Below are 19,379 nucleotides of genomic sequence, written 5' to 3'. Positions count from 1 at the left end.
CGTTTGATTAGTTTTTTTAGACCTTATGTACCAATGACAAACAGGGCAGTCACTATTTACCAACCAAAATCTACCACTTAATCTTACTAGTCCCTCCAATAGAGAGCGACTTAACCTAGAGGATCTTCTCCAAATCGTTCCCAAAGGTTTGGAAACATCTCTTCTAAATCATCTTCGTCTTCCCAATCAAATTCAATTTCTGTATTATCTACCAATCCCTTTTGAGACAGCAACTCTAGCATCTCATCATACAAGTCTTCATCCCATACTTCTGGGTCGCCACCCTTTTTCAGTGTGTAGGCATCAAAACCTACATTTAGAAAATCCTCGTATTCCGGAACACCTTCATCTCCCAAATTTTCATCAGTTATATAATTCGCCAAAAATTCGGGGTCCTTCAGTGTTTTCTCGTATACCTCTTGTCCTTGTGAAATCAGCCATCCTCTAAAATAATCAAAAGAATCATCCGAGCAGCCACCCATGATTAGATAGGCAGCCCCCCATAGGTGAGATTGATAGCTTTCCTTCATGTAACTTTCGAAAATAAACTCAAAATCCACGATCTCATCTATCGACTTCTTACTAAGTTCTTCTGTTAACCATTCAACCTGGTCTTCTTTGAAAGACTTGGACTGCTCTATTAAATTCCAGTATTCCGTTTTATTCACTCTATGCCCCCTCCAGTTACTCAATAACCGTTTTTCCTTTTACCAAAAATACTTATTAATTCCTATTTTATCAAGTATCACAATTTATTTACAATCAAAAAAACTGCGATACCGTTGAGGAATATCGCTATTCTAAGAGTTCTACTTCTTTTTAATAATTTGCTATTATACTAAGTATGCCCCTAAGGCCACCATCGCTTTCTTTAATGCTTGTTCATAGGCCTTATCCTTACCAACTACAGTACGAAAATCTGCGACGTCCCGAACTGTCGAACGTCCTTCAATTTCATACCCATTATTAAAAATAAGTAGACATATCGTTGATTTATCACTCATACGATGGAATTTTTTCTCTACGAGCATTTCTTCTAATTTAATCCGTTTTTCATCCTTAATCGAATGGGTTCGAGAATACGAGATGACAATATGGTCATACATATGGTGATTCTTACAAGTTACGATAAGAATTTTTTCCCCTTTATGTTCCACTTGATTGATCTCTCCGCATTTTGGACAAATACTATCTATGAACATACTTACCATTTACCGCACTTCCTTTAAATTATTTGGTTAATAGGATGAAAACATCTTAGAACAAAGGTTGTGTTACTTTATATATTTCATTTCCGAAAAAAAAATACCTTCTAATATTGAAGGTACTTAATTTTTCTTACATTGGATTTAGCCTTACAAAAGCAGAACTACTTTCCAATATTGGTTTAAAAACCATATCTAACTAAATACAACAAAACACTCCAATTAGGGTTTAACGGAAGGTTATTTGGCATAAACATTTTAGTATATCACGAGGTTATTAATCTTTTTTTGAAAAATGTTGATAAACTATTAGCTGGTTTAGTTAAAGAAGGGGTCCTGATGGCAAAACGCGAATTTCGTATGAAATCCGCATTTGTTGGTGAGGATAGCTAACTATATGTCAAGGTTGACCTTTGTTGATCTAGTCGTTCTGCTTGCCGTGATCTCTCTGAGCTCCCCTATAGCTTCCAATTAAATTTTGATAACCAGGAAGTTGACTAGAGAGTAAAGCGCCAAAACCTTCAACATCGTTTCGCCAATCGCGTTGTAATTCGCACGCAACGCTAAACCAGTTCATAAGCTGTACTCCACCATGGGCCATACGCATTAATGACGCGTTCGCTACTTGTTTGCTAAACGTTCCGGAAGCATCAGTGACAACAAATACTTCGTAACCAGCATTTACAGCAGATAGTGCCGGGAACGCAACACAAACATCAGTAACAACTCCTGCTATAATTAGTTGTTTTTTACCTGTTGCTTCAATGGCTTTAACAAAATCTTCATTGTCCCATGCGTTAATTTGTCCAGGCCGAGCTATCTTTGGCGCATCAGGAAAGAGTTCAACCAATTCTTGCATTAGTGGTCCGTTAGGTCCGTTTTCAAAGCTTGTTGTTAGAATCACTGGTAAATCAAAAAACTTAGCGGTGTTAGCAAGAGCCAAAACATTGTTCTTGAATTCATCAACACCATAGTCACGGACTAGGCCGGAAATAAGGCCGGTTTGATGATCCACTAGAAGAACGGCAGCATCCTCTTTGGAAAGACGAGAATAGAGATCAGACATTTTATAATCCTCCTTATATTAACGAATATTAGAAAGTACCATATATCGGTAAATTTACCTCAAACTCCCCCGTCTGTTATAATTAGTTTAATAGTAAATTAATTGTTGTCATGGTTATCTATAAACCTATTAAGTGTCAACAGCATTTTTTAATAATACAAGATCATCATAAAAAATTACTTGATGATGTTTTGATTTCTTTGGTTAATTTAAAACAGAAGTCTGATCAATCCAATGAATAAATTGTTGTAAATAACGCTCAAGATATCGTTTTGTTTTTTCGTCAGTAAGCACTTTCTGATCGGAGTCAATCTTTTCATGTACTTGCGAAATCAGCACTTTTTGAAATGGAAGAACCTGAGCTTGTATTGCTTCTAATATTTGTCTGATTTGCATTTGAGCAAAGGCAGTCCCTAATCCCCCAGGAGTTGCTCCGATTAAGCCAACCGGTTTTCTACTAAGAACGGAGGACTTCGGAGTTCTTGACGCCCAGTCTAATGCATTTTTTAGCACGCCCGGAATTCCAGAATTGTACTCTGGACTTACGATAATGATACCGTCAACGTCCTGAATAGCGGACTTAAATGATGTTACTGTTTCTGGATCACCGCCAATTTCTAAATCTTCGTTAAACAAAGGAAGATCGTTGATTTCGATCCAGCGAAATTGAGCGGCATCACTCATATCTATTAATGATTGAGCAACGATTCGGTTATAAGAATTTTTTCGTAAACTTCCACAAATAAGGCCAATGGTTTTGGGCATAGAGATTCCCTCCTTGTTTGAAATCAACTTTAATAATACCATATCTTATCATTTATAGGAGGTATTACCAGCGATGGTAGAAAAAAAGGTGACTTGGTTAGAACTTTTTTATGACTTGCTATTTGTGGCAGCAGTTGCAACTACTACTCATGTTTTACTTCATGTTGAAAAAGGTTATATTTATCCAGAATATTTATTAAAATTTGCTCTAATGTTTATCCCGATATGGTGGTCTTGGACTGGACAAACAATGTTTATTAATCGGTTTGGACAAGATTTTTTGCATCAACGTATCTTTATAATTCTTCAAATGTTATTTGTCCTTGTTATGACATCCAGCTTATCGGAAGATTTTGATCAATACTATTTCCCTTTTCTTATTGGCTATATTGGAGTAAGGGCACTAACGGCAATTCAATATCTTGTTGTTCAGAATTTAGAAGAAGGGGATAGAAAAACAGCTGCTCGGTTTTTAGGAACATGTTTTGGGATTGGAGTCCTCATCTCATTTCTCTCTATCTTTTTTGATTCATGGATTCGATACGCTGTGTTATATGCAGGAATTATTGTCGATGTTATTGTGCCTGTTTTCGGACGCAAGTATTTGGTAAAAGCCCTGACCAATACGGCTCATTTATTAGAACGTTTTGCTTTATTGACATTAATCCTTTTTGGAGAATCGGTCGTCAGCACCCTATTTGTACTACAGCCCCAAAAGGGTGATTGGAATTCGATCTCATTTTCGATTATTTCATTTATCCTTATTATTTCGATGTGGTGGCAATATTTTGATAATGTAGAAAAGAAGGTAGATAAGTCGATTCATGGGGCAGGACAAACTATTATTTACGGACATCTGTTTATTCTAATGTCTTTGAGCATGATTGCAGCATCTATCAAACTGATGTTTTTATATGAGGTCCATTATTCATTTATCTTATATTTTGTATTTAGTTCTGTATTGCTCTATTTCATTTCAACTACCATAGTTTTTCATCAATACAGGTATGAACAACACCGTCTAAAAATTTATCATTTAGGTTTGTTTTTAGGGATTTTAGCTGCCTTTTTTATTATTAATTTAATCATGGTAGTTCCAAACATTGTCATAATGGGAGAATTAACTCTATTTTTTATCATCTATGCTAAATTTACAACCACTTAATAAAATACGGAAAATTTAATAATGGGGGTCCTGAAGCATACCTATCAAGCTAATTCGAATACATGTCCCCCATGAAATGAAAATACGCTATCCTTTTAGTTCCTATTTAAAACATAGAAGTCCCTCTCCCTTTACTATTCCCTAAACAATATCGATCCAAAATTTTTAATCAATAGGTAATTCTTTACGGTAATTTGCTTGTGGTAGTTTTTCAATCCAACCATTGTTTATGGCAACTCCTCCTAATTTATTTAGTTGTTTTTATCCTCATTTAATGGCTGCCTAAAAATGACTTATTAAATCAATCCTTTTTTATTCCTCCATAAATTCTTATCAACTATCCAAATCATTTTTTCTAGTAGATATTTTGTCCATTTGACGTAGTTCAATAATAATTTCTTAAAAAACTAACCTAATTTCTTTTTAAATGGGCAAAATTAAAATATCATATGTACGCGGATTTTGTAGGAGGAACATAATGATACCATAGCTGATTTATTTATAGCTTTTACAAACTTACCTCTAATAATATTAGTTTACCTCTCACGGTATCCATACAAAGCACCATTTTATAAACAACTAGTCTATATTTCTTTTTGGTCCATTTTATTTACGTTCATTGAGACGATATTTTTATTTTTAAAACTCTTGTCTTATCACAATGGATGGAATTTTTGGTGGTCAATGGTTGTTTGGTTTTTTATATTCTTTGGTATTACACTTCATAATAAAAAACCATTATTTGCATGGCTGCTCTGTTTTTCGTGCACGTTGTTCCTTATTTTTTATCTTCAAATACCAGTTTTAAAAATGAAATAATTATTAAAGGTGAGGATTTCCGTTAGTTGAAAAAGCCTATATTAATGAATTTGGCATAATCATTCTATTAACGTGCTAAAAAGCAGTGTGATTTCATATGAAAAACACACCGATTTTATATTTGTTTTATAAATCATGACCTATCTCGAGCTCAAATTTGTTTTCCAGTAAGCTCTTTTCGGCGATATACACTTAAGACAATACCAATTAAGATACATTTAGCAGCGTTGGCATTAATCCATAGCTGATAAATGGCAAAGATATCGAAATTAATGGGAAAATACCTAGTGTCATTCGTAAAGGCGCATGGTTACTTGGAATTTTTTCTATAGCAGTTTTTTCTTAGAAATTAAATATCCAAAACCAATAACAAAAACTGTAATAGCCGTCGGAACCAATAAATGTAGACCGCGAGTGAGAATAGGTTCAAATTTTGGTTCTCCGACGATCATTTCACCTGCAGTCCAAGATAAGATTCCCGCACCTAAATAAGTGATAATAGGGTAATTTTCCATTATTTTTAATATTAACTGGCTTCCAAAAACAACGATAGGAATACTAACAATAACTCCGATAATAATGCCAACTATATTTCCTTCAACTGCACCAGCGATAGCTAGGACATTATCAAGCGACATTACTGCATCCGCAATCATGATTGTTTTCACAGCGGAAAATAAGCTTGAACCTCCTTCTTTAAGATTTTCCTCATCATCGCCAATTAGTAGTTTAATGGCAATATACACTAGAAGAAGCCCACCTATAAAAGTTACGAAAGGTACATCTAGTAGGTAAATAATTGCTACTGCAAATATTAAACGTAAAATAATGGCTCCAAATGTTCCCCAAAAGATCGCTTTCTTTTGTTGTTTCTTTGGAACATTACGTGATGCCATTGCGATAACGACTGCGTTATCTCCACTTAAGACAATATTGATTAAAATTATTTTCAAGAGTACCGCAAATGACAAACCAAAAATCTCCAAAATATTCACCTCTAGAAAAAGTTAACTTTGTCATTATATTAATTTGATGTAAAAAAAAGACCTTTTCTTATACGTATAAATGGATGAAAGACATGCATTGCGACGGGCACCCTCTAGATGAAGAACTTGGGTAATTCTTCTTGGTTACGGTAAAAACCAGAAGAAATAGCAATTATAGTGGTGAAAATATGAGAATAACGGCACCCAGCAAAAGTAGAAATAAGCCCACCTAATGAAATTCCCGCCATTGCAGTACGGTCTTTTAATGTAAGGTATTCATTATCTATGAATCGCTTAAGTTCATTTACGATAAAGTCAACATACTGTGTCCCTTTTCCACTAGGACCAGAGGCGGATAATGAAGATGGTCGCCCTTTGTATAAAGGAAATGATTATAAAACGTTACTAATAAATTAGCTTGGGACAAAAAAATTGAAAGTTATTAATATGGGAAAAGGAAGCATGGCAGATAAATACCGAATAGTAAAAGCTCTCACACTAACGGGGGGGCGTATGTTACACAATTGGAACAAATAGCGTCGTTATGATTTTGGTCCATTCCTTCATTCATTTACTTTGACCGATTCTACTTACGACGCCATTGGCCGAAATAGCGTCGTACCGAAAATGCTCTCAAACGGGCAGTAACGTTACACATTTTAGGAACAGATAGAAGCCAAAAACCAGTATAACCGTTCCCATGGTCTTTACATAAAATTTTCTTGATTTTTCACAAAATTAAAAATAGGATATAATAAAGTTTTATTAAATATAATCTATAGTTTAAAATAGTGAGAGGATGGTTACCATGTTAAAGGTAAAAAAGGATTTTACTTTTGTTTTATGCATTATTCCTAAGATTCTCCAGGTATTTTTAAATATTTCTCTCATTTTTTTAGCAATTATTCTATCGATTTTACTAGTTAAGGAATTAATCATTTTCAGTCATATTTTGATAGAAAGTGGCAGCGACGACTATAAACTTTTTTTGGATAATATACTAATCTTCTTTTTATATTTTGAGTTTATTACGATGATTGTTAAATACTTTAAAGAAGAATACCATTTCCCTATTAGATATTTTATATATATAGGCATCACGGCGATGGTACGAATAATTATTGTTGACCACGAACAGCCTGTAAATACAATGCTTTATTCACTGGTCATCTTAATCCTGATTATTGGGTATTTCATTATGAATTTAACTCCTCGTGAAAGACCTGATAGTAAATGGTTCTTTAAAAAAAATCAAGGTTGAGGCCTCCACAGGGACGGAACTCATGGTTTTTAATGCGTTAGTGCTGTCCACAGGAACCGTCCCCATGGTCCATTCCAGCTATTAGCATCACTCTTCACCTGCCGTAAGGTCAAGTACATATCCACTCGGAATAGCTCTTCCGGCAGGAAACGATTCGGCTGATGGCCTATGCTTGGGTACGGATTTTTGGTTCTCATGATAGGAATCAATTTCTTTTACGGTTAGTAAAGATTCATTTTTCCAGTTTTTCAGAATCCCAACCACATAGCTCAGCTTTCGCTTGTTATTGGCACACGCAATATTCATCGCTTTTAAAATCACATCTTTCGGCTGTAAAAAGCTAGAATCATCTAACCAAGTTAACAGCTGTTCTTTCCCATTCATGTTCGAAAAACCAAATCCATTGCCGTCCCAAAACTCAATAATTTCTTTTACATCTACTACTTTTTGATTATTTTCTGTGTCTGGATTTTTCTCTATTTTTGGATTAAAAGCTTCTTGTTGTTGTTTTTTATTTTCTTTTTTATTATTATTTTCTTTTTCTTTTTGTCCCCGTATCGTGTATCTATGCATGAACGTATCGTCTAACTCTTCACATTCAGTATCGATATATGTATCATTTTCATTTTCTTCACTAACATCATTGCAGTTAAACATCTCTTCTTTTCCACAAAAGGATTCCAATAAGCTGCGAATTTCCTGTTTTTGAATGCCGTCCAAAACATATTGAATCAGCGATAGATCCTCGACATCCTTTAACTCGGAATATATACAATCCATCACCGGTTTCCCGCTTTATGCAGGTTATGCTTCCCCCAGTATTTAATCACCAATTCTCTCGTTTCAGGATTATAACGAATCAGCTTGTGATGCTCTATGAATCGTTCCATTAACGAATGAACACTCTCAATCGAATAGCCCAAATCAAAAGCCATTTGCTTTTTGGTAATTTTATAGATGCCAATTTGAGTTGTATGTGGATTGGTAAGAAGATAGAGGTAAAAAACATCAAAAAAACGCCTTCAAAAATGACTTTTGAAGGCGTTTTTTGCAATTTAAGGTATTTTCAGCTTATTTTTGTGTGAAGGCGTTTATCTTTCTTAGATTATATAAAAAGAACTGGGACCATGGTGACGGTTCTTGTGGTTGGTACTAACCTCATTATAAAACCATATTAACCTCCCCTCTGGATTCAGGAATTTTTTGATGGAAAGCGAATAGTGACGGTAGTTCCTTCACCTTTAGTACTTTGGAAGTCAATGGTTCCTTTATATTTTGCAGCAATATTATAGCAAACCAGCATACCTAATCCGGTCCCTTTACTTTTTAAAGAATAAAAAGGAATACCTAGGGACTTAACTTCTGCTTCTGACATCCCCTGTCCAAAATCAACTACCTTAATCTCGACGAAATCCTTCTCCCTACTAGCTGATACAAAAACAGAATCACCAAATTTTGAAGCCTCAATGGCATTTTTTATAATATTTATTAATAATTGTTTAAATTCTATGTTGTTAGCAGCGATATAGCAATCTTCAACCCTAATTAATTCAATCTTATTATCATGTAAAAGCCCATACGAATGAAGTAGATCGGTTACACTCTTAAGAACAATCTTTAAATTGACTGTTTCTACTTCTGTTTCCTTATTTGGCTTCGCTATAGATAAAAATTGAGTAATTACCTGTTCAGCAATATTTAATTCATCAATCATCAAAGTAAAATTTCCTTTTATATCATCACTAAATCCAGCGTCTTTTTGGTATAACTGTAAAAAACCTTTTACAACGGTCAAAGGATTTCTAATTTCATGTGCAACAGCAGCTGCTAGCTGTCCAGTTGTCTTCAAACGCTCTGAATGCTGAATTTGTTCATAGTATAATTGCTGTTTCTTTATTCTTCCTTGCGTTAAATAAAAAATAAAATAGATAATCACTTGACTCCCGATAAAGTTGATTACATTTCCTATTAAATCCTGCTTGATATAGGGATATCCTTGATCAATAAGCATAATATAACTAAATGTAAACATAATGAACACACTGTTTAATAGTAAAGAAAAATAAAAGAGCTTTGAATCAAAAAACAGAATCGCGATGGCTGGAATAAAACATAGAAAAATAAAGGTGGACCAAGTATCGGGATATAAAAAGAACAGCGCATAAAAGTAAACGGACGCTACTGTAATGATGATCAGTCTAAAAACATGAGTGATATACTTAGGATAGAGCAATAAACAGGCAGATAGTATGACAACAAGTCCAACATGGAGAAAATAACCATAATCATACTTACCAAAACGTGGATTACCCATTAACAAACCCATTATCATAATGGCTATTGCGATTAATACCGTAAAATAATATATTTTTTTATTTATATGAGTATAAAATTCCTTCATACCTACTCCTTTTATTTGATTTCAATACTACTTTAAAAAACAATAATATGGTGCTAATGTACCTATTTTTATATTATCATACTATTATTTATAAATAAAAAAGACCATGGTAGAGACCATGGGGACGGTTGGACGGTTCTTGCGGTCGGCACTAACCTCATTAAAACCATGAGAACCGTCACCGTGGTGTTCTTCTTCAATAGTTATTCCATATTAGAATTCGAAATATCGGCCTCAATCCTGCTCATGAACTCTTCTGCTGCGCTGTATCCTTGCTGCCTTAAATACCAATTATTAGCTGCAGCCTCAATTAACCCCGCCACATCACGTCCAGGCTGGAGTTGAATTTCGATAGATGGGATCTTAACACCCATATATTCTATAAATTGAAGTTCCTGGTCCAGTTCATTATTCAAGTCATCTTTTTGCCATTTCGTTAAATTAATATCAAGCACAATTCGTGATTCATCTTGGAAAGCTTTGCGACCGTATAAGCGAACCACATTCAACAACCCAATACTACGAAGCGCCAAAAATTCCTTGGCTTTTTCATCATGTGTACCAAGAATGGTTTGCGGGCCAAGCTTCTTCAGGACAACAATATCATCAGCAACCAGACGGTGTCCTCGACGAATTAACGTATGAGCTGTTTCGCTTTTCCCTACCCCTGAATTACCGCGAAGTAAGATCCCAATGCCGGACACATTCATACAAACTCCATGAACCGTCATTTCTGGTGCTAATTCCTTCACCAAATAGGTATCCAATTTGGTTATAAACTCTGAAGTTGTCTCAGGCTTGTTTGTTAGTAACAAGGGTATACCCTGTTCAACACAATGGTGAGTTAAATAGGTAAGTCCTTCTTCTCCAGCCGTAACAATAAAACATGGCGGGTGATAGTGTACGATATTTCCGATTCGTATTTTACGTTCCTCTTTACTTAACTTATGTAAATAGGTAATTTCCTTTTTTCCTAGAATTTGAACTCGCTCCATCGGAAAAAAATCAAAATGGCCAACAAATTCCAAGCCAGGGCGATGCACCCGTGATTGCGTAATCATTTTCTGCAGTTGATTTTCCCCAGCTACTACTTTCAATGAAAACCTACGAACTAAGTTTTCGACTGTTATTTTTTTCACCTTATATTCACCGTCCTAATAGCCTTTCTATAGTTGAATTATACTTAAGAAAAGTGGAATCGTCATCCATTTACGAAATGATTCTATTATGGGATGAAGCAGAAAGAATCTCTTATCCTGAATAGGTTAAGGAAAATGCTATGATTTATGTGAGAATACTATAACCATTACTCTAAGCCTATTAAGTAATGAGGTTTGATTGACCGATTTAAAGGTGTTGTCACAAAATATCTCGATAATTATTTGGTATGATTTCAATTCCTCGAAATGAAGGGCTTTGACGCAACAACGTCGAATATTAAAGAGGTGTTTGTTAATACTAGTCTACGTGAACACCAATTAGCAAACCAACAAATCCGCCAGTCAAAATTTGTATCGTCAAAAGAAACAACTTGAAGAATGGCTTAGTTTTTAGTGAAATGTGGATTCCTGTTGTTCGGAAATAAAGAGAGAAAAGGAAGGTTGGAAATGTCCTATATCGTTGATTTTAAAAATGTGTCTACAGTTGGTTTAGAGTCTTCACCTGTAGTAGAAGCGCTTGCTGGTTTACGTGCTAATGAAGCCCGTTACTTTATGAACAAATACAAGCATGAATTTACGGTTGTACCAGCTAGCGAAAGTCAGGAGACCCTTGATTATGTGAACCGAATTTTGAAAGAAGATCGTGATATTGAGTTTGCTGCCAAACCTTTAGAAACGTCGCGTTTTCAAGTGGAAAATATCAAAATGGCATACGTCTTTTATGAGGATGGTCTTGAGGTCAACGTCATGTATACGGTTGATGGCCCTAAGCCGAAGCGGGCCGTTGGTTTTAAGCTTTCTGAGGGGATGGAGGTACCAAAGGAGTTAGAAGGGAAGTTTAAGTTTGCTAGGCAGAAATCTAAACTAGCTGGAACAATTCGGGGCTCGTTTTTTGTAATTAAAGGAGAATATTAAAGTAAGCAAAAGCGCAAGTGGAGGAATCCAGCCATTGCTGTCTGTGTCATCTAAGCTGGAATCAGGCATATATGGATGCGTGGATGAAGAAACAATATTGACTAAGAAAACAAGTGCCTGACCCCCAATGCGGTAATGTGTTCATGCAGCGGGTGTCAGGCACCTTTTCCACCGGCCTGTAATGTTTGTAGGATTAATGAATCAGTACCTGCAAAAACAGAGAAGTCTTCACCTTTTGCGGCATTTATGTAATTTTCAATGTTGGCAAAGTTTCCACTACTATCTTTAATTCCCACGATATTTGGCACCTTAGCAAGTCGGGCAACTGTTTCAGGCTCAATATTTACACCTGTTCTCGCTGGGATATTATATAAAAGAAAGGGCAATGAAGTACTCTCAGCAACCTTTTCAAAATGAACTGCCAATTCTTCCTGTGTTGGTGGAATAAAGAATGGAGTAATCAAGGATAATGCATCAGCGCCTAACTGCTCCATTTTCTGTGATAACTCAATAGCTTCCTCCGTGCTATTTCCTCCAGTTCCAACCATTACAGGTACTCTTCCATTTACTTCGTCAATAACAATCCTCGTCATTTCTAACTTTTCCTCAGTATTCAATAGGTGAAATTCCCCGTTTGTTCCGAGAATGAAGATTCCGTGTACACCTGAATCAATCAAATGGTTTGTTAATTGTCTTGTAACAGCTTCATTCACTTTTTGTTCCACTGTTAATGGTGTTAACATGGCTGGAATAATACCCTTTAGTTCCATTTTTCTACACCTTCCCAATATAAAATGTTTATTTTTTCAACACATTTAATAACGCTTACAAATAGAATTATAGATTAATGTGATTATTTTTGCAACATAGATATTTAAATAAAAATAAAAAAATCGGAATTGTTGCAAAAATAAACAATTCCGATGCATTTCTCTACAATTCCTTTAATTTTCTCCATAGTGTAGTACGGTTAATCCCAAGTCTTTCAGCCGTTTTAGTTTGATTCATACCTTCCTCCAGCCAAACCTGCTTGATAATTTTCTGTTCGATTTCCTCTAGAGTACCTGTAAAATCTAATTGGCTTTTTTCCGTATCCATCAGCTTTGTTTTTAAAATTTGTTGAATATCTTCTTTTTCAATAAAAGGACCATTTGCTAATAAAACACTCTCACTAATGGCTTGTTTTAATTGAGTAAGGTTCCCCGTCCACCTAAAACTCTCTAACTCTTCTATTGCCTCATTCCGAATTCCAGCAATTTGTTTCCCATATTTTGTGTTATATTCATTAATAAAAATACGAGCGATATGATCAATATCTTCTTTTCGCTTTGATAATGGAGGGAGACTCAAGGTCAATTGAGCTAGTAAATAATACAAATCGTTTGAAAAAGCACCGTTTTCAATCAATGCTAGGATGTTTTCACGTGATGATGCAATAAATCGGGACTTTGGATGATTCGCTGTCAAGAAAGATAGCAATTGCTTCTGCAGAGATAGTGTAAGGCAATCGATATTTTTTAATAGAATAGTCCCGTTATCATTAGAGGCTAGCAATCCTTTTTCTCCGTTCAGCGTATGGTTCCATTGTTCGTCTGTTAAAAGTGAACAATCAATGATTAGAAGCGGATAGAAGCGTTTCGAACTGTGAAAATGGATATAATGAGCTAATTTTTCCTTTCCCGTACCTTTTTCGCCGCTAATCCAAATAGAGTCTTCTTTTTCACCATATTTTTCGGCTGCTTGTAAGACATTTTTCATCAGATTATTTTTTGTAAAAGAAGATTTGATTGGGCTGCTGTTCATTATTGTTGAGTTAACGGTTATACCATTGGATAGTTTATTATCACCATATTCCACTTTTTGTAACCGAAACACAGCTAGTGGTGTTTCAAATCCTTGTAGTTTGGACCCTTTCACCTTCCAAACGACATGGTTGTTTTCAATTATAGTGGTATATACCCCTTTGGAAACAACTTCCGTCACTGCCTCTTTGATATTTATTGCACCTTTGAAAGAATTATCTAATTGTTCAGCGAAACAAGTATTGGAGTAGATGCTATTGTATGTTTGGTCAAACACAACAAAGCCCTCTTTCTCTTCCTGGAGAATTTGTTGAGCAATCGATAATTTTTTTCTCAGTATGTAGAAATAATTGTGCATTTTCTTTGCGTTTTGAAAGGCCTTAATGATGCTTTCTTTGCCCGAGGTAATTAAAACTCCATTTAATCCAAGGTTTTCCGCTTCCTTCACAGTGATAACATCACCAATAATGACTTCATAATCCTTTTCAAGCAACCGCTTTAAAGTCGGTCTTACTTCCTCTTCCTTTGAAATAACGTAGGAAGAAATATCAATTTCTAGTATTTGACAGACAGTTGCCGCTCCTTCAGATATAGGTGGAAACCCTACAATTGCCGCCTTTCCGGGATAATTTTTCACGAGAGTTAATACGCGGAGCATATCATATCCAGAAACTTCAATTTCAATCACTGGAATAGAAACTTTCTTTTGGATAAGTTCTGCTGTTCCCCCACGGCTAATGATAATATCAAACCCATGATCAGCTGCACGACTGGCGAGCTCAACTCCTTTTTCCAAATCTCCAACCTCAACATGTATCTCAAATTCTTGATTTCGTCCAAGTTCTATTAATAATTCTTTTAACCCATCATAGGGGGCAATTGCCAAGACCTTCATTCAACTCCACCTTCTGTTGCAATATTAAACAAGCATGTATTTAATATACCAAAAATAAATTAAACTGTTCATTTATTAATCAATTTTTGAAAAATTTTATTATTAATACCTTACCTATTAAATAGTGCACTGCAATATTAGATTTGATACGGTTTCTCATTTACTTATATTATGGTTCCCCTTGAAGGATTAAATGAGGTTTTGGAATTCAAATCATTAATATTCATTTTGCAATTAAACTTTATTATTATTTTTAATAAAAATAGAATTTTAAAGTTTATTAAACCCACTTGATTAATCGGAATAGTTGGTTTATAGTATAGAAATAATAAAACATCATTATGAAAATTATAAAAGCAATATCCCATTGGTCAACCAAAGGATACGGATAGGATGAGTATTATCATCCATTTCTGTATCCTTTTTTATTTCTTACATTAGGAGGTGTTTTGAACTACTTTAACTATTAAAATATGAAACTAATAAAAGATATCCCACTGGTCAACCAAAGGATACGGATAGGATGGTTTTTCATCCCTTTCTGTGTCCTTTTTATTTATTAAATTTTATAAAACAAGGAGTGTTTAAAATGGGTCATCCATCTATTTATCCAACAGGAGCAACAATTTATAATCCCGAAAAAGCGTGGAGCGGCTATACGATTTATCAAGCCGCCGATCATGGTGCCTTACTAATTGATATGAATGGAAAGGAAGTCCACTTGTGGAAAGGTCTTCGCGGATTTCCGAATAAGATGCTTCCAGGCGGGTATGTTTTGGGTCATACCGCACAAAGAGATCCTAAATATGGCTTTCAAGATGAAGCAGATTTGGTTCAAGTGGATTGGGATGGAAATATCGTCTGGAAATTTGACCGCCTCGAATACATAGAAGACCCAGGTCATGAACCCCAATGGATGGCGAGAGCCCATCATGATTACCAGCGAGAAGGAAATCCGGTTGGCTACTATGTTCCAGGATTAGAATCGAAAATTAACAGCGGAAATACACTGGTCCTCGCTCATAAAAATGTCTTAAAGCCTGATATCTCTGACAAACCACTTTTAGATGACATTATTGTCGAGGTCGATTGGGAAGGAAATATCATTTGGGAATGGTCCGTTAGTGATCATTTCGACGAGCTTGGATTTGATGAAAGTGCAAAAAATGTGCTTTCCCGTGATCCGAATTTAAGAGGCTTTGGAAACAATTCCGGTGGCGATTGGATGCATATTAACTCCATGTCTACTATAGGGCCTAATAAATTTTACGATCAGGGAGATGAACGTTTCCATCCCGATAATATTATTTGGGATGCTAGAGAGTCTAATATTATTGCCATTACTGATAAGAAGACAGGAAAGATCGTTTGGAAACTTGGTCCTGATTATTCTACGCCAGATTTGAAGCATTTAGGATGGATTATCGGACAGCACCATGCTCATATTATTCCGAGAGGCTTGCCGGGAGAAGGTAATCTCCTCGTATTTGATAATGGCGGCTGGGGTGGTTATGGTCTTCCGAACCCTGCATCTCCTTATGGTTCGAAAAACGCTGTTCGTGATCACTCGAGAATCTTAGAAATAAATCCGGTCACGCTTGAAATTGAATGGCAATATACCCCGACTGAAGCAGGATTTCAAGCACCATTAGATTCTTACCGTTTTTACAGCCCGTATATTAGTTCCGCCCAAAGGCTTCCAAACGGAAACACGCTTATAACCGAAGGAGCAGACGGTCGAATTTTCGAGGTCACACGTGAACATGAGCTTGTATGGGAATATCTCTCGCCTTACAAAAACAATCGAAACTCGAATATGGTCTACCGTGCATACCGTCTCCCGTATGAATGGGTGCCACAGCTAGAAAAACCGGAGGAAAAAGAGATAGTGCCGCTGGATGTGGCTGCATTTAGAGTACCCAATGCTGCAAGTACCGGAACCGATTCAGTCGTAGCCGTTGCAGGTACACATTCCTATGAAGAGGGAGCACTTTGCGTAGCAAGAATTGATGAAACAATAAAAACAACTCAAGATCAACATCGAAGGAGATGATTAATAATGAAGAACGTAAAATCTTTCATACTAATATTTTCTATATTTACAAGTTTATTAATAGTTGGATGCTCTAATTCTTCGAAAGAAAGTACGGGAAGTGCGAAATCAGCCGTAAATGAAACTAGTAACATACGGATGGCCATAGATACAGCTGCAGGAGGCTCTCTTCAATTTAGACAATCAGAGAAACAAGGATATTTCAAAAACCATTATGTTGACGCTAAACTCGCAAATTTTGCCATGGGTGTAGATACGATTAATGCAGTATTAACAGAACAAGCCGATACTGGGATTGCAGCCGATTACGTTGCCATTAATTCTTTGGCAAAGGGGAACTTGGTGATAGTTGCTACCCTTACTAGAGGAAATGAAAAAACTTCAAAGGCCAATCAGCTTCTAGCTCAAGGCAGCATTAAGAAAGCAGCTGATTTAAAAGGGAAAAAATTAGGAGTTAATAAAGGAACCGTCAATGAATACGTTTGGGCGCAGTATCTTAAAGTCAATGGTATAAGTGAAAAAGATATCACCTATGTTCCTTACAGCACACCAGATGAGGCCATTGTAGGTGTGAAAAAAGGAGATATCGACGCTGTATGGGTGGGTGGTGCCCTTTTAGAAAAATTTAAAGGTATCGATGGCGTCCATCAAATTGATGATTTACTCGGGGCCGGAGTAACCATTGACAGCTATCTTCTTGCAAAAAAATCATTGGTTGAAGATAACCCTAAAGTGGTAGAAAATGCTTTAAAAGCTCTTAATGAAGGGATACACTATGTCCAAAATAATAGAGAGGAAACCGCAAAGCTGGCATTTGAACAATTGAAACTGCCAGAGGATGGCGTTTTAAAAGATCTTGAAAGAAATAATTATGTCCTAGGCTTTACGAAGGAAGATGCGAACCATCTCGAGGAAATGAAAAAATGGATGGAGGAAAAAGGGATATTAAGTAATTCATTCAATCTAGATGAGAAATTAAGTTTAGATCCACTTAAAAAGGCATTACCTGAGTCTGTTACTTATTAATCCAAGGGAGGGAACTTTTATGAACTCAAGCCTTAAAGAACTCGAAAAATCCTCACTGATTTCGATTTCTAGCTTATCCCAATCATTTAATGGGAATTCTACTTTTGTTCTAGAAGATGTCGATTTAACAATTCAAGACGGTGAATTTTTTATCCTGCTTGGGCCCAGCGGTTGTGGGAAGTCCACTCTTCTTAGCATCATTGCCGGCTTTATCAAAAATACGGCGGGCGAAGTCTTAGTAGATAACGAAAAAGTAAATAAGCCTGGTAGAAATCGAGGAGTTGTCTTCCAACAAGCTGATTCTGCTCTATTTCCGTGGTTAACAGTTAAGGAAAACGTTGAATTCGGTTTAAAGATGCAGAATATCCCCAAAATAATTCGTGAGGAAAAGTCCTCCTATTATATTGAACTTGTTGGTTTAAAGGGGCACGAAGGGAAATTTCCAAAGGAACTTTCAGGAGGAATGAAGCAGCGTGTCCAATTAGCACGCGTCTTAGCAAATGACCCTGACATTTTATTAATGGATGAACCCTTTGGCGCCTTGGATGCCATGACCCGCCGAACGATGCAGCAAGAATTGGTGAGAATATGGAAAGAAATGAATAAAACGATTATCTTTGTCACCCATGATATTCAAGAAGCACTTTTACTTGGTCAAAAAGTAGGTGTGATGTCTGTGGGTCCATCATCCAATATCTCTACTATCTATGAAGTTCCGTTAGCCTATCCAAGAGATTTTACAGACAAAGAATTCCATCTTATTTATCAAAAGATACAATCACATTTTGATTAAAAGGGGGAACAGGTATGTATGTACAAAAAAATGAAATAAAAAGAAATCAGGCTTCATTGCCAAAAATTAAATTACATTTTCCCCTTGTGAAATTGGTTATTAAAAGTGGGGTCATCGGCTGGATATTAGTTCTTTCGATATGGAGCATTGCCGCGGCTTTTTCTGACCCACAGTTTTTGCCCAGCCCATTAGTTGTATGGCAAGGAGCGATTGACCTTAGCAAGGATGGCTCCTTATTTAAATACATGGGGGCAAGCTTTGTGAGAGTGATTATTGGTTGGACGCTGGGGAATGTGGTCGCCATCCCGATTGGTTTATTGATAGGTCGCTTTTCAACTTTGAGAGTGGTGCTGGATCCGATTATTAATTTTATTCGTTTCATTCCTCCCCTTGCGTTTATTACGTTATTCATGCTTTGGTTCGGAATTGGCGAGCAGTCCAAAATCTTTTTAATCATGTATGCCACCTTCTTTATCGTCATTATAAATACCATTACTGGTGTCCTTTTTGTCGAAGAAGATAAAATACGTTCTGCTAGAAGCATGGGAGCGTCAGAAGTACAAATTATGTTCCATGTCATCATCCCAGCTTCCCTTCCTTATATATTCACGGGAGCTAAACTGGCTATGGGGTCCTCCTTTATGGCCATTGTCGGGGCTGAAATGGTTGCTGCGAATGAAGGGATTGGCTACATGATTTGGAATTCAAGATTGTACTTTAAAACAGATTGGATTTTTGTTGGTCTCGTCACACTTGGATTAATGGGATTTTTAATGGATCGCATCCTGACTCAATTTGGGAAAATCGTGTTAAAACGATATAACGTGGTTAAAAAATAATTATCTTTCACTATTGAAAAGGGAAACTACTTTATTTGGTAGTTTCCTTTTATTTAAATAGAATTTAAACCCATCCATTTTAACTTGAACAACATTCTTCATTTTTAGCATCATTTGATACTGAGAAAGAGCGGAACAAAAATAGCAGCAAGAGCCTGTGGAGTTTGTTTTTAATTCAAAGCATTATAAAATAAAGTTAGCAAAAATATATGAGTATCCCCATAGCTG

Annotated in this window: 17 protein-coding genes and 4 pseudogenes; 9 read left to right on the top strand and 12 right to left on the bottom strand. The window is 36.0% G+C overall.

All coding sequences use genetic code 11. The features are described from left to right. Positions 1-110: 110 nt before the first annotated feature. The 4 genes from COE25_RS27095 to COE25_RS27080 form a co-directional block, all read right to left on the bottom strand. The gene (locus tag COE25_RS27095) at positions 111-668 is read right to left on the bottom strand and encodes a DUF4240 domain-containing protein (protein WP_098934856.1); all 558 of its coding nucleotides are present in this window, start codon (positions 666-668) and stop codon (positions 111-113) included. Between the two features lie 165 nt (positions 669-833). Then, a complete protein-coding gene (locus COE25_RS27090) occupies positions 834-1,211 on the bottom strand; it encodes a Gp49 family protein (RefSeq protein WP_088085426.1) in 378 nt (125 codons plus the stop codon). Positions 1,212-1,626: 415 nt separating this feature from the next. Beyond that, a complete protein-coding gene (gene ycaC, locus COE25_RS27085) occupies positions 1,627-2,271 on the bottom strand; it encodes an isochorismate family cysteine hydrolase YcaC (protein ID WP_098934855.1) in 645 nt (214 codons plus the stop codon). 204 nt (positions 2,272-2,475) lie between these two features. Beyond that, positions 2,476-3,036: an NADPH-dependent FMN reductase gene (locus COE25_RS27080; protein WP_088085424.1), complete on the bottom strand. Its 561-nt coding sequence runs from the start codon at positions 3,034-3,036 to the stop codon at positions 2,476-2,478. Positions 3,037-3,109: 73 nt separating this feature from the next. Between COE25_RS27080 and COE25_RS27075 the strand changes: the two genes are divergently transcribed. Beyond that, positions 3,110-4,201 carry a low temperature requirement protein A gene (locus COE25_RS27075; RefSeq protein ID WP_088085423.1) on the top strand — a complete coding sequence of 364 codons (1,092 nt, stop codon included), beginning with the start codon at positions 3,110-3,112 and terminating at the stop codon, positions 4,199-4,201. A 486-nt stretch (positions 4,202-4,687) separates the two neighbouring features. Then, entirely contained in the window at positions 4,688-5,020 is a 333-nt protein-coding gene (locus COE25_RS32430) for a CBO0543 family protein (RefSeq protein WP_373605380.1), read from the top strand. A gap of 151 nt (positions 5,021-5,171) precedes the next feature. On the opposite strand, the pseudogene COE25_RS32425 reads toward COE25_RS32430, so the two are convergent. From COE25_RS32425 to COE25_RS27065, 3 genes and pseudogenes are all read right to left on the bottom strand, one after another. Continuing rightward, a pseudogene (locus COE25_RS32425) lies at positions 5,172-5,314 on the bottom strand (FtsW/RodA/SpoVE family cell cycle protein); the annotation flags it as partial. A gap of 32 nt (positions 5,315-5,346) precedes the next feature. Continuing rightward, positions 5,347-5,991, bottom strand: coding sequence for a TerC family protein (locus tag COE25_RS27070; protein ID WP_257208994.1), 645 nt, complete (start codon positions 5,989-5,991; stop codon positions 5,347-5,349). 128 nt (positions 5,992-6,119) lie between these two features. Then, positions 6,120-6,332, bottom strand: a pseudogene (locus COE25_RS27065) (alpha/beta hydrolase-fold protein); the annotation flags it as partial. A 482-nt stretch (positions 6,333-6,814) separates the two neighbouring features. Here COE25_RS27065 and psiE point away from each other — a divergent pair. Next, on the top strand, positions 6,815-7,267 hold the full coding sequence (gene psiE, locus COE25_RS27060) for a phosphate-starvation-inducible protein PsiE (protein WP_098934852.1): 453 nt from the start codon (positions 6,815-6,817) through the stop codon (positions 7,265-7,267). Positions 7,268-7,354: 87 nt separating this feature from the next. Here psiE and COE25_RS27055 read toward each other — a convergent pair whose 3' ends face one another. The 3 genes from COE25_RS27055 to hprK form a co-directional block, all read right to left on the bottom strand. Further along, positions 7,355-8,047, bottom strand: a complete 693-nt coding sequence (locus COE25_RS27055; RefSeq protein ID WP_257208993.1) for a DnaD domain-containing protein — start codon at positions 8,045-8,047, stop codon at positions 7,355-7,357. A 412-nt stretch (positions 8,048-8,459) separates the two neighbouring features. Continuing rightward, positions 8,460-9,668, bottom strand: a complete 1,209-nt coding sequence (locus tag COE25_RS27050; RefSeq protein WP_098934851.1) for a sensor histidine kinase — start codon at positions 9,666-9,668, stop codon at positions 8,460-8,462. Positions 9,669-9,871: 203 nt separating this feature from the next. Beyond that, positions 9,872-10,807, bottom strand: a complete 936-nt coding sequence (hprK, locus tag COE25_RS27045) for an HPr(Ser) kinase/phosphatase (protein ID WP_098934850.1) — start codon at positions 10,805-10,807, stop codon at positions 9,872-9,874. Positions 10,808-11,005: 198 nt separating this feature from the next. Between hprK and COE25_RS30340 the strand changes: the two are divergent. Then, positions 11,006-11,203 (top strand): annotated as a pseudogene (locus COE25_RS30340) (IS1595 family transposase); the annotation flags it as partial. Positions 11,204-11,275: 72 nt separating this feature from the next. Further along, positions 11,276-11,743 carry a phage tail protein gene (locus tag COE25_RS27040; protein ID WP_088085415.1) on the top strand — a complete coding sequence of 156 codons (468 nt, stop codon included), beginning with the start codon at positions 11,276-11,278 and terminating at the stop codon, positions 11,741-11,743. Positions 11,744-11,901: 158 nt separating this feature from the next. On the opposite strand, the pseudogene dapA reads toward COE25_RS27040, so the two are convergent. Continuing rightward, positions 11,902-12,513, bottom strand: a pseudogene (gene dapA / locus COE25_RS27035) (4-hydroxy-tetrahydrodipicolinate synthase); the annotation flags it as partial. Between the two features lie 163 nt (positions 12,514-12,676). Further along, on the bottom strand, positions 12,677-14,440 hold the full coding sequence (locus COE25_RS27030) for a sigma-54-dependent Fis family transcriptional regulator (RefSeq protein ID WP_098934848.1): 1,764 nt from the start codon (positions 14,438-14,440) through the stop codon (positions 12,677-12,679). 589 nt (positions 14,441-15,029) lie between these two features. Between COE25_RS27030 and COE25_RS27025 the strand changes: the two genes are divergently transcribed. Genes COE25_RS27025 through COE25_RS27010 form a run of 4 tightly spaced genes read left to right on the top strand, consistent with a single transcriptional unit; the run spans position 15,030 to position 19,151 of the window. Beyond that, positions 15,030-16,493, top strand: a complete 1,464-nt coding sequence (locus COE25_RS27025) for an aryl-sulfate sulfotransferase (protein ID WP_098934847.1) — start codon at positions 15,030-15,032, stop codon at positions 16,491-16,493. A 6-nt stretch (positions 16,494-16,499) separates the two neighbouring features. Further along, the gene (locus tag COE25_RS27020) at positions 16,500-17,519 is read left to right on the top strand and encodes an ABC transporter substrate-binding protein (RefSeq protein WP_098934846.1); all 1,020 of its coding nucleotides are present in this window, start codon (positions 16,500-16,502) and stop codon (positions 17,517-17,519) included. A gap of 19 nt (positions 17,520-17,538) precedes the next feature. Further along, entirely contained in the window at positions 17,539-18,312 is a 774-nt protein-coding gene (locus COE25_RS27015) for an ABC transporter ATP-binding protein (RefSeq protein WP_098934845.1), read from the top strand. A gap of 14 nt (positions 18,313-18,326) precedes the next feature. Next, the gene (locus tag COE25_RS27010; RefSeq protein ID WP_098934844.1) at positions 18,327-19,151 is read left to right on the top strand and encodes an ABC transporter permease; all 825 of its coding nucleotides are present in this window, start codon (positions 18,327-18,329) and stop codon (positions 19,149-19,151) included. Positions 19,152-19,379: the final 228 nt, after the last annotated feature.

The organism is Bacillus sp. AFS031507 (assembly GCF_002584635.1).
Taxonomy (GTDB): domain Bacteria; phylum Bacillota; class Bacilli; order Bacillales; family Cytobacillaceae; genus Neobacillus.
Note: the sequence above shows the minus strand (reverse complement) of the source record. Positions and strands in the feature narration are given on the sequence as shown.

What these genes read in the sequence shown, in the direction of transcription:
- COE25_RS27090 (WP_088085426.1), bottom strand. Translation starts at nt 1,211, where the DNA reads ATGGTAAGTATGTTCATAGATAGTATTTGTCCAAAATGCGGAGAGATC.
- ycaC (WP_098934855.1), bottom strand. Translation starts at nt 2,271, where the DNA reads ATGTCTGATCTCTATTCTCGTCTTTCCAAAGAGGATGCTGCCGTTCTT.
- COE25_RS27080 (WP_088085424.1), bottom strand. Translation starts at nt 3,036, where the DNA reads ATGCCCAAAACCATTGGCCTTATTTGTGGAAGTTTACGAAAAAATTCT.
- COE25_RS27075 (WP_088085423.1), top strand. Translation starts at nt 3,110, where the DNA reads ATGGTAGAAAAAAAGGTGACTTGGTTAGAACTTTTTTATGACTTGCTA.
- psiE (WP_098934852.1), top strand. Translation starts at nt 6,815, where the DNA reads ATGTTAAAGGTAAAAAAGGATTTTACTTTTGTTTTATGCATTATTCCT.
- COE25_RS27055 (WP_257208993.1), bottom strand. Translation starts at nt 8,047, where the DNA reads ATGGATTGTATATATTCCGAGTTAAAGGATGTCGAGGATCTATCGCTG.
- COE25_RS27050 (WP_098934851.1), bottom strand. Translation starts at nt 9,668, where the DNA reads ATGAAGGAATTTTATACTCATATAAATAAAAAAATATATTATTTTACG.
- COE25_RS27040 (WP_088085415.1), top strand. Translation starts at nt 11,276, where the DNA reads ATGTCCTATATCGTTGATTTTAAAAATGTGTCTACAGTTGGTTTAGAG.
- COE25_RS27030 (WP_098934848.1), bottom strand. Translation starts at nt 14,440, where the DNA reads ATGAAGGTCTTGGCAATTGCCCCCTATGATGGGTTAAAAGAATTATTA.
- COE25_RS27025 (WP_098934847.1), top strand. Translation starts at nt 15,030, where the DNA reads ATGGGTCATCCATCTATTTATCCAACAGGAGCAACAATTTATAATCCC.
- COE25_RS27020 (WP_098934846.1), top strand. Translation starts at nt 16,500, where the DNA reads ATGAAGAACGTAAAATCTTTCATACTAATATTTTCTATATTTACAAGT.
- COE25_RS27015 (WP_098934845.1), top strand. Translation starts at nt 17,539, where the DNA reads ATGAACTCAAGCCTTAAAGAACTCGAAAAATCCTCACTGATTTCGATT.
- COE25_RS27010 (WP_098934844.1), top strand. Translation starts at nt 18,327, where the DNA reads ATGTATGTACAAAAAAATGAAATAAAAAGAAATCAGGCTTCATTGCCA.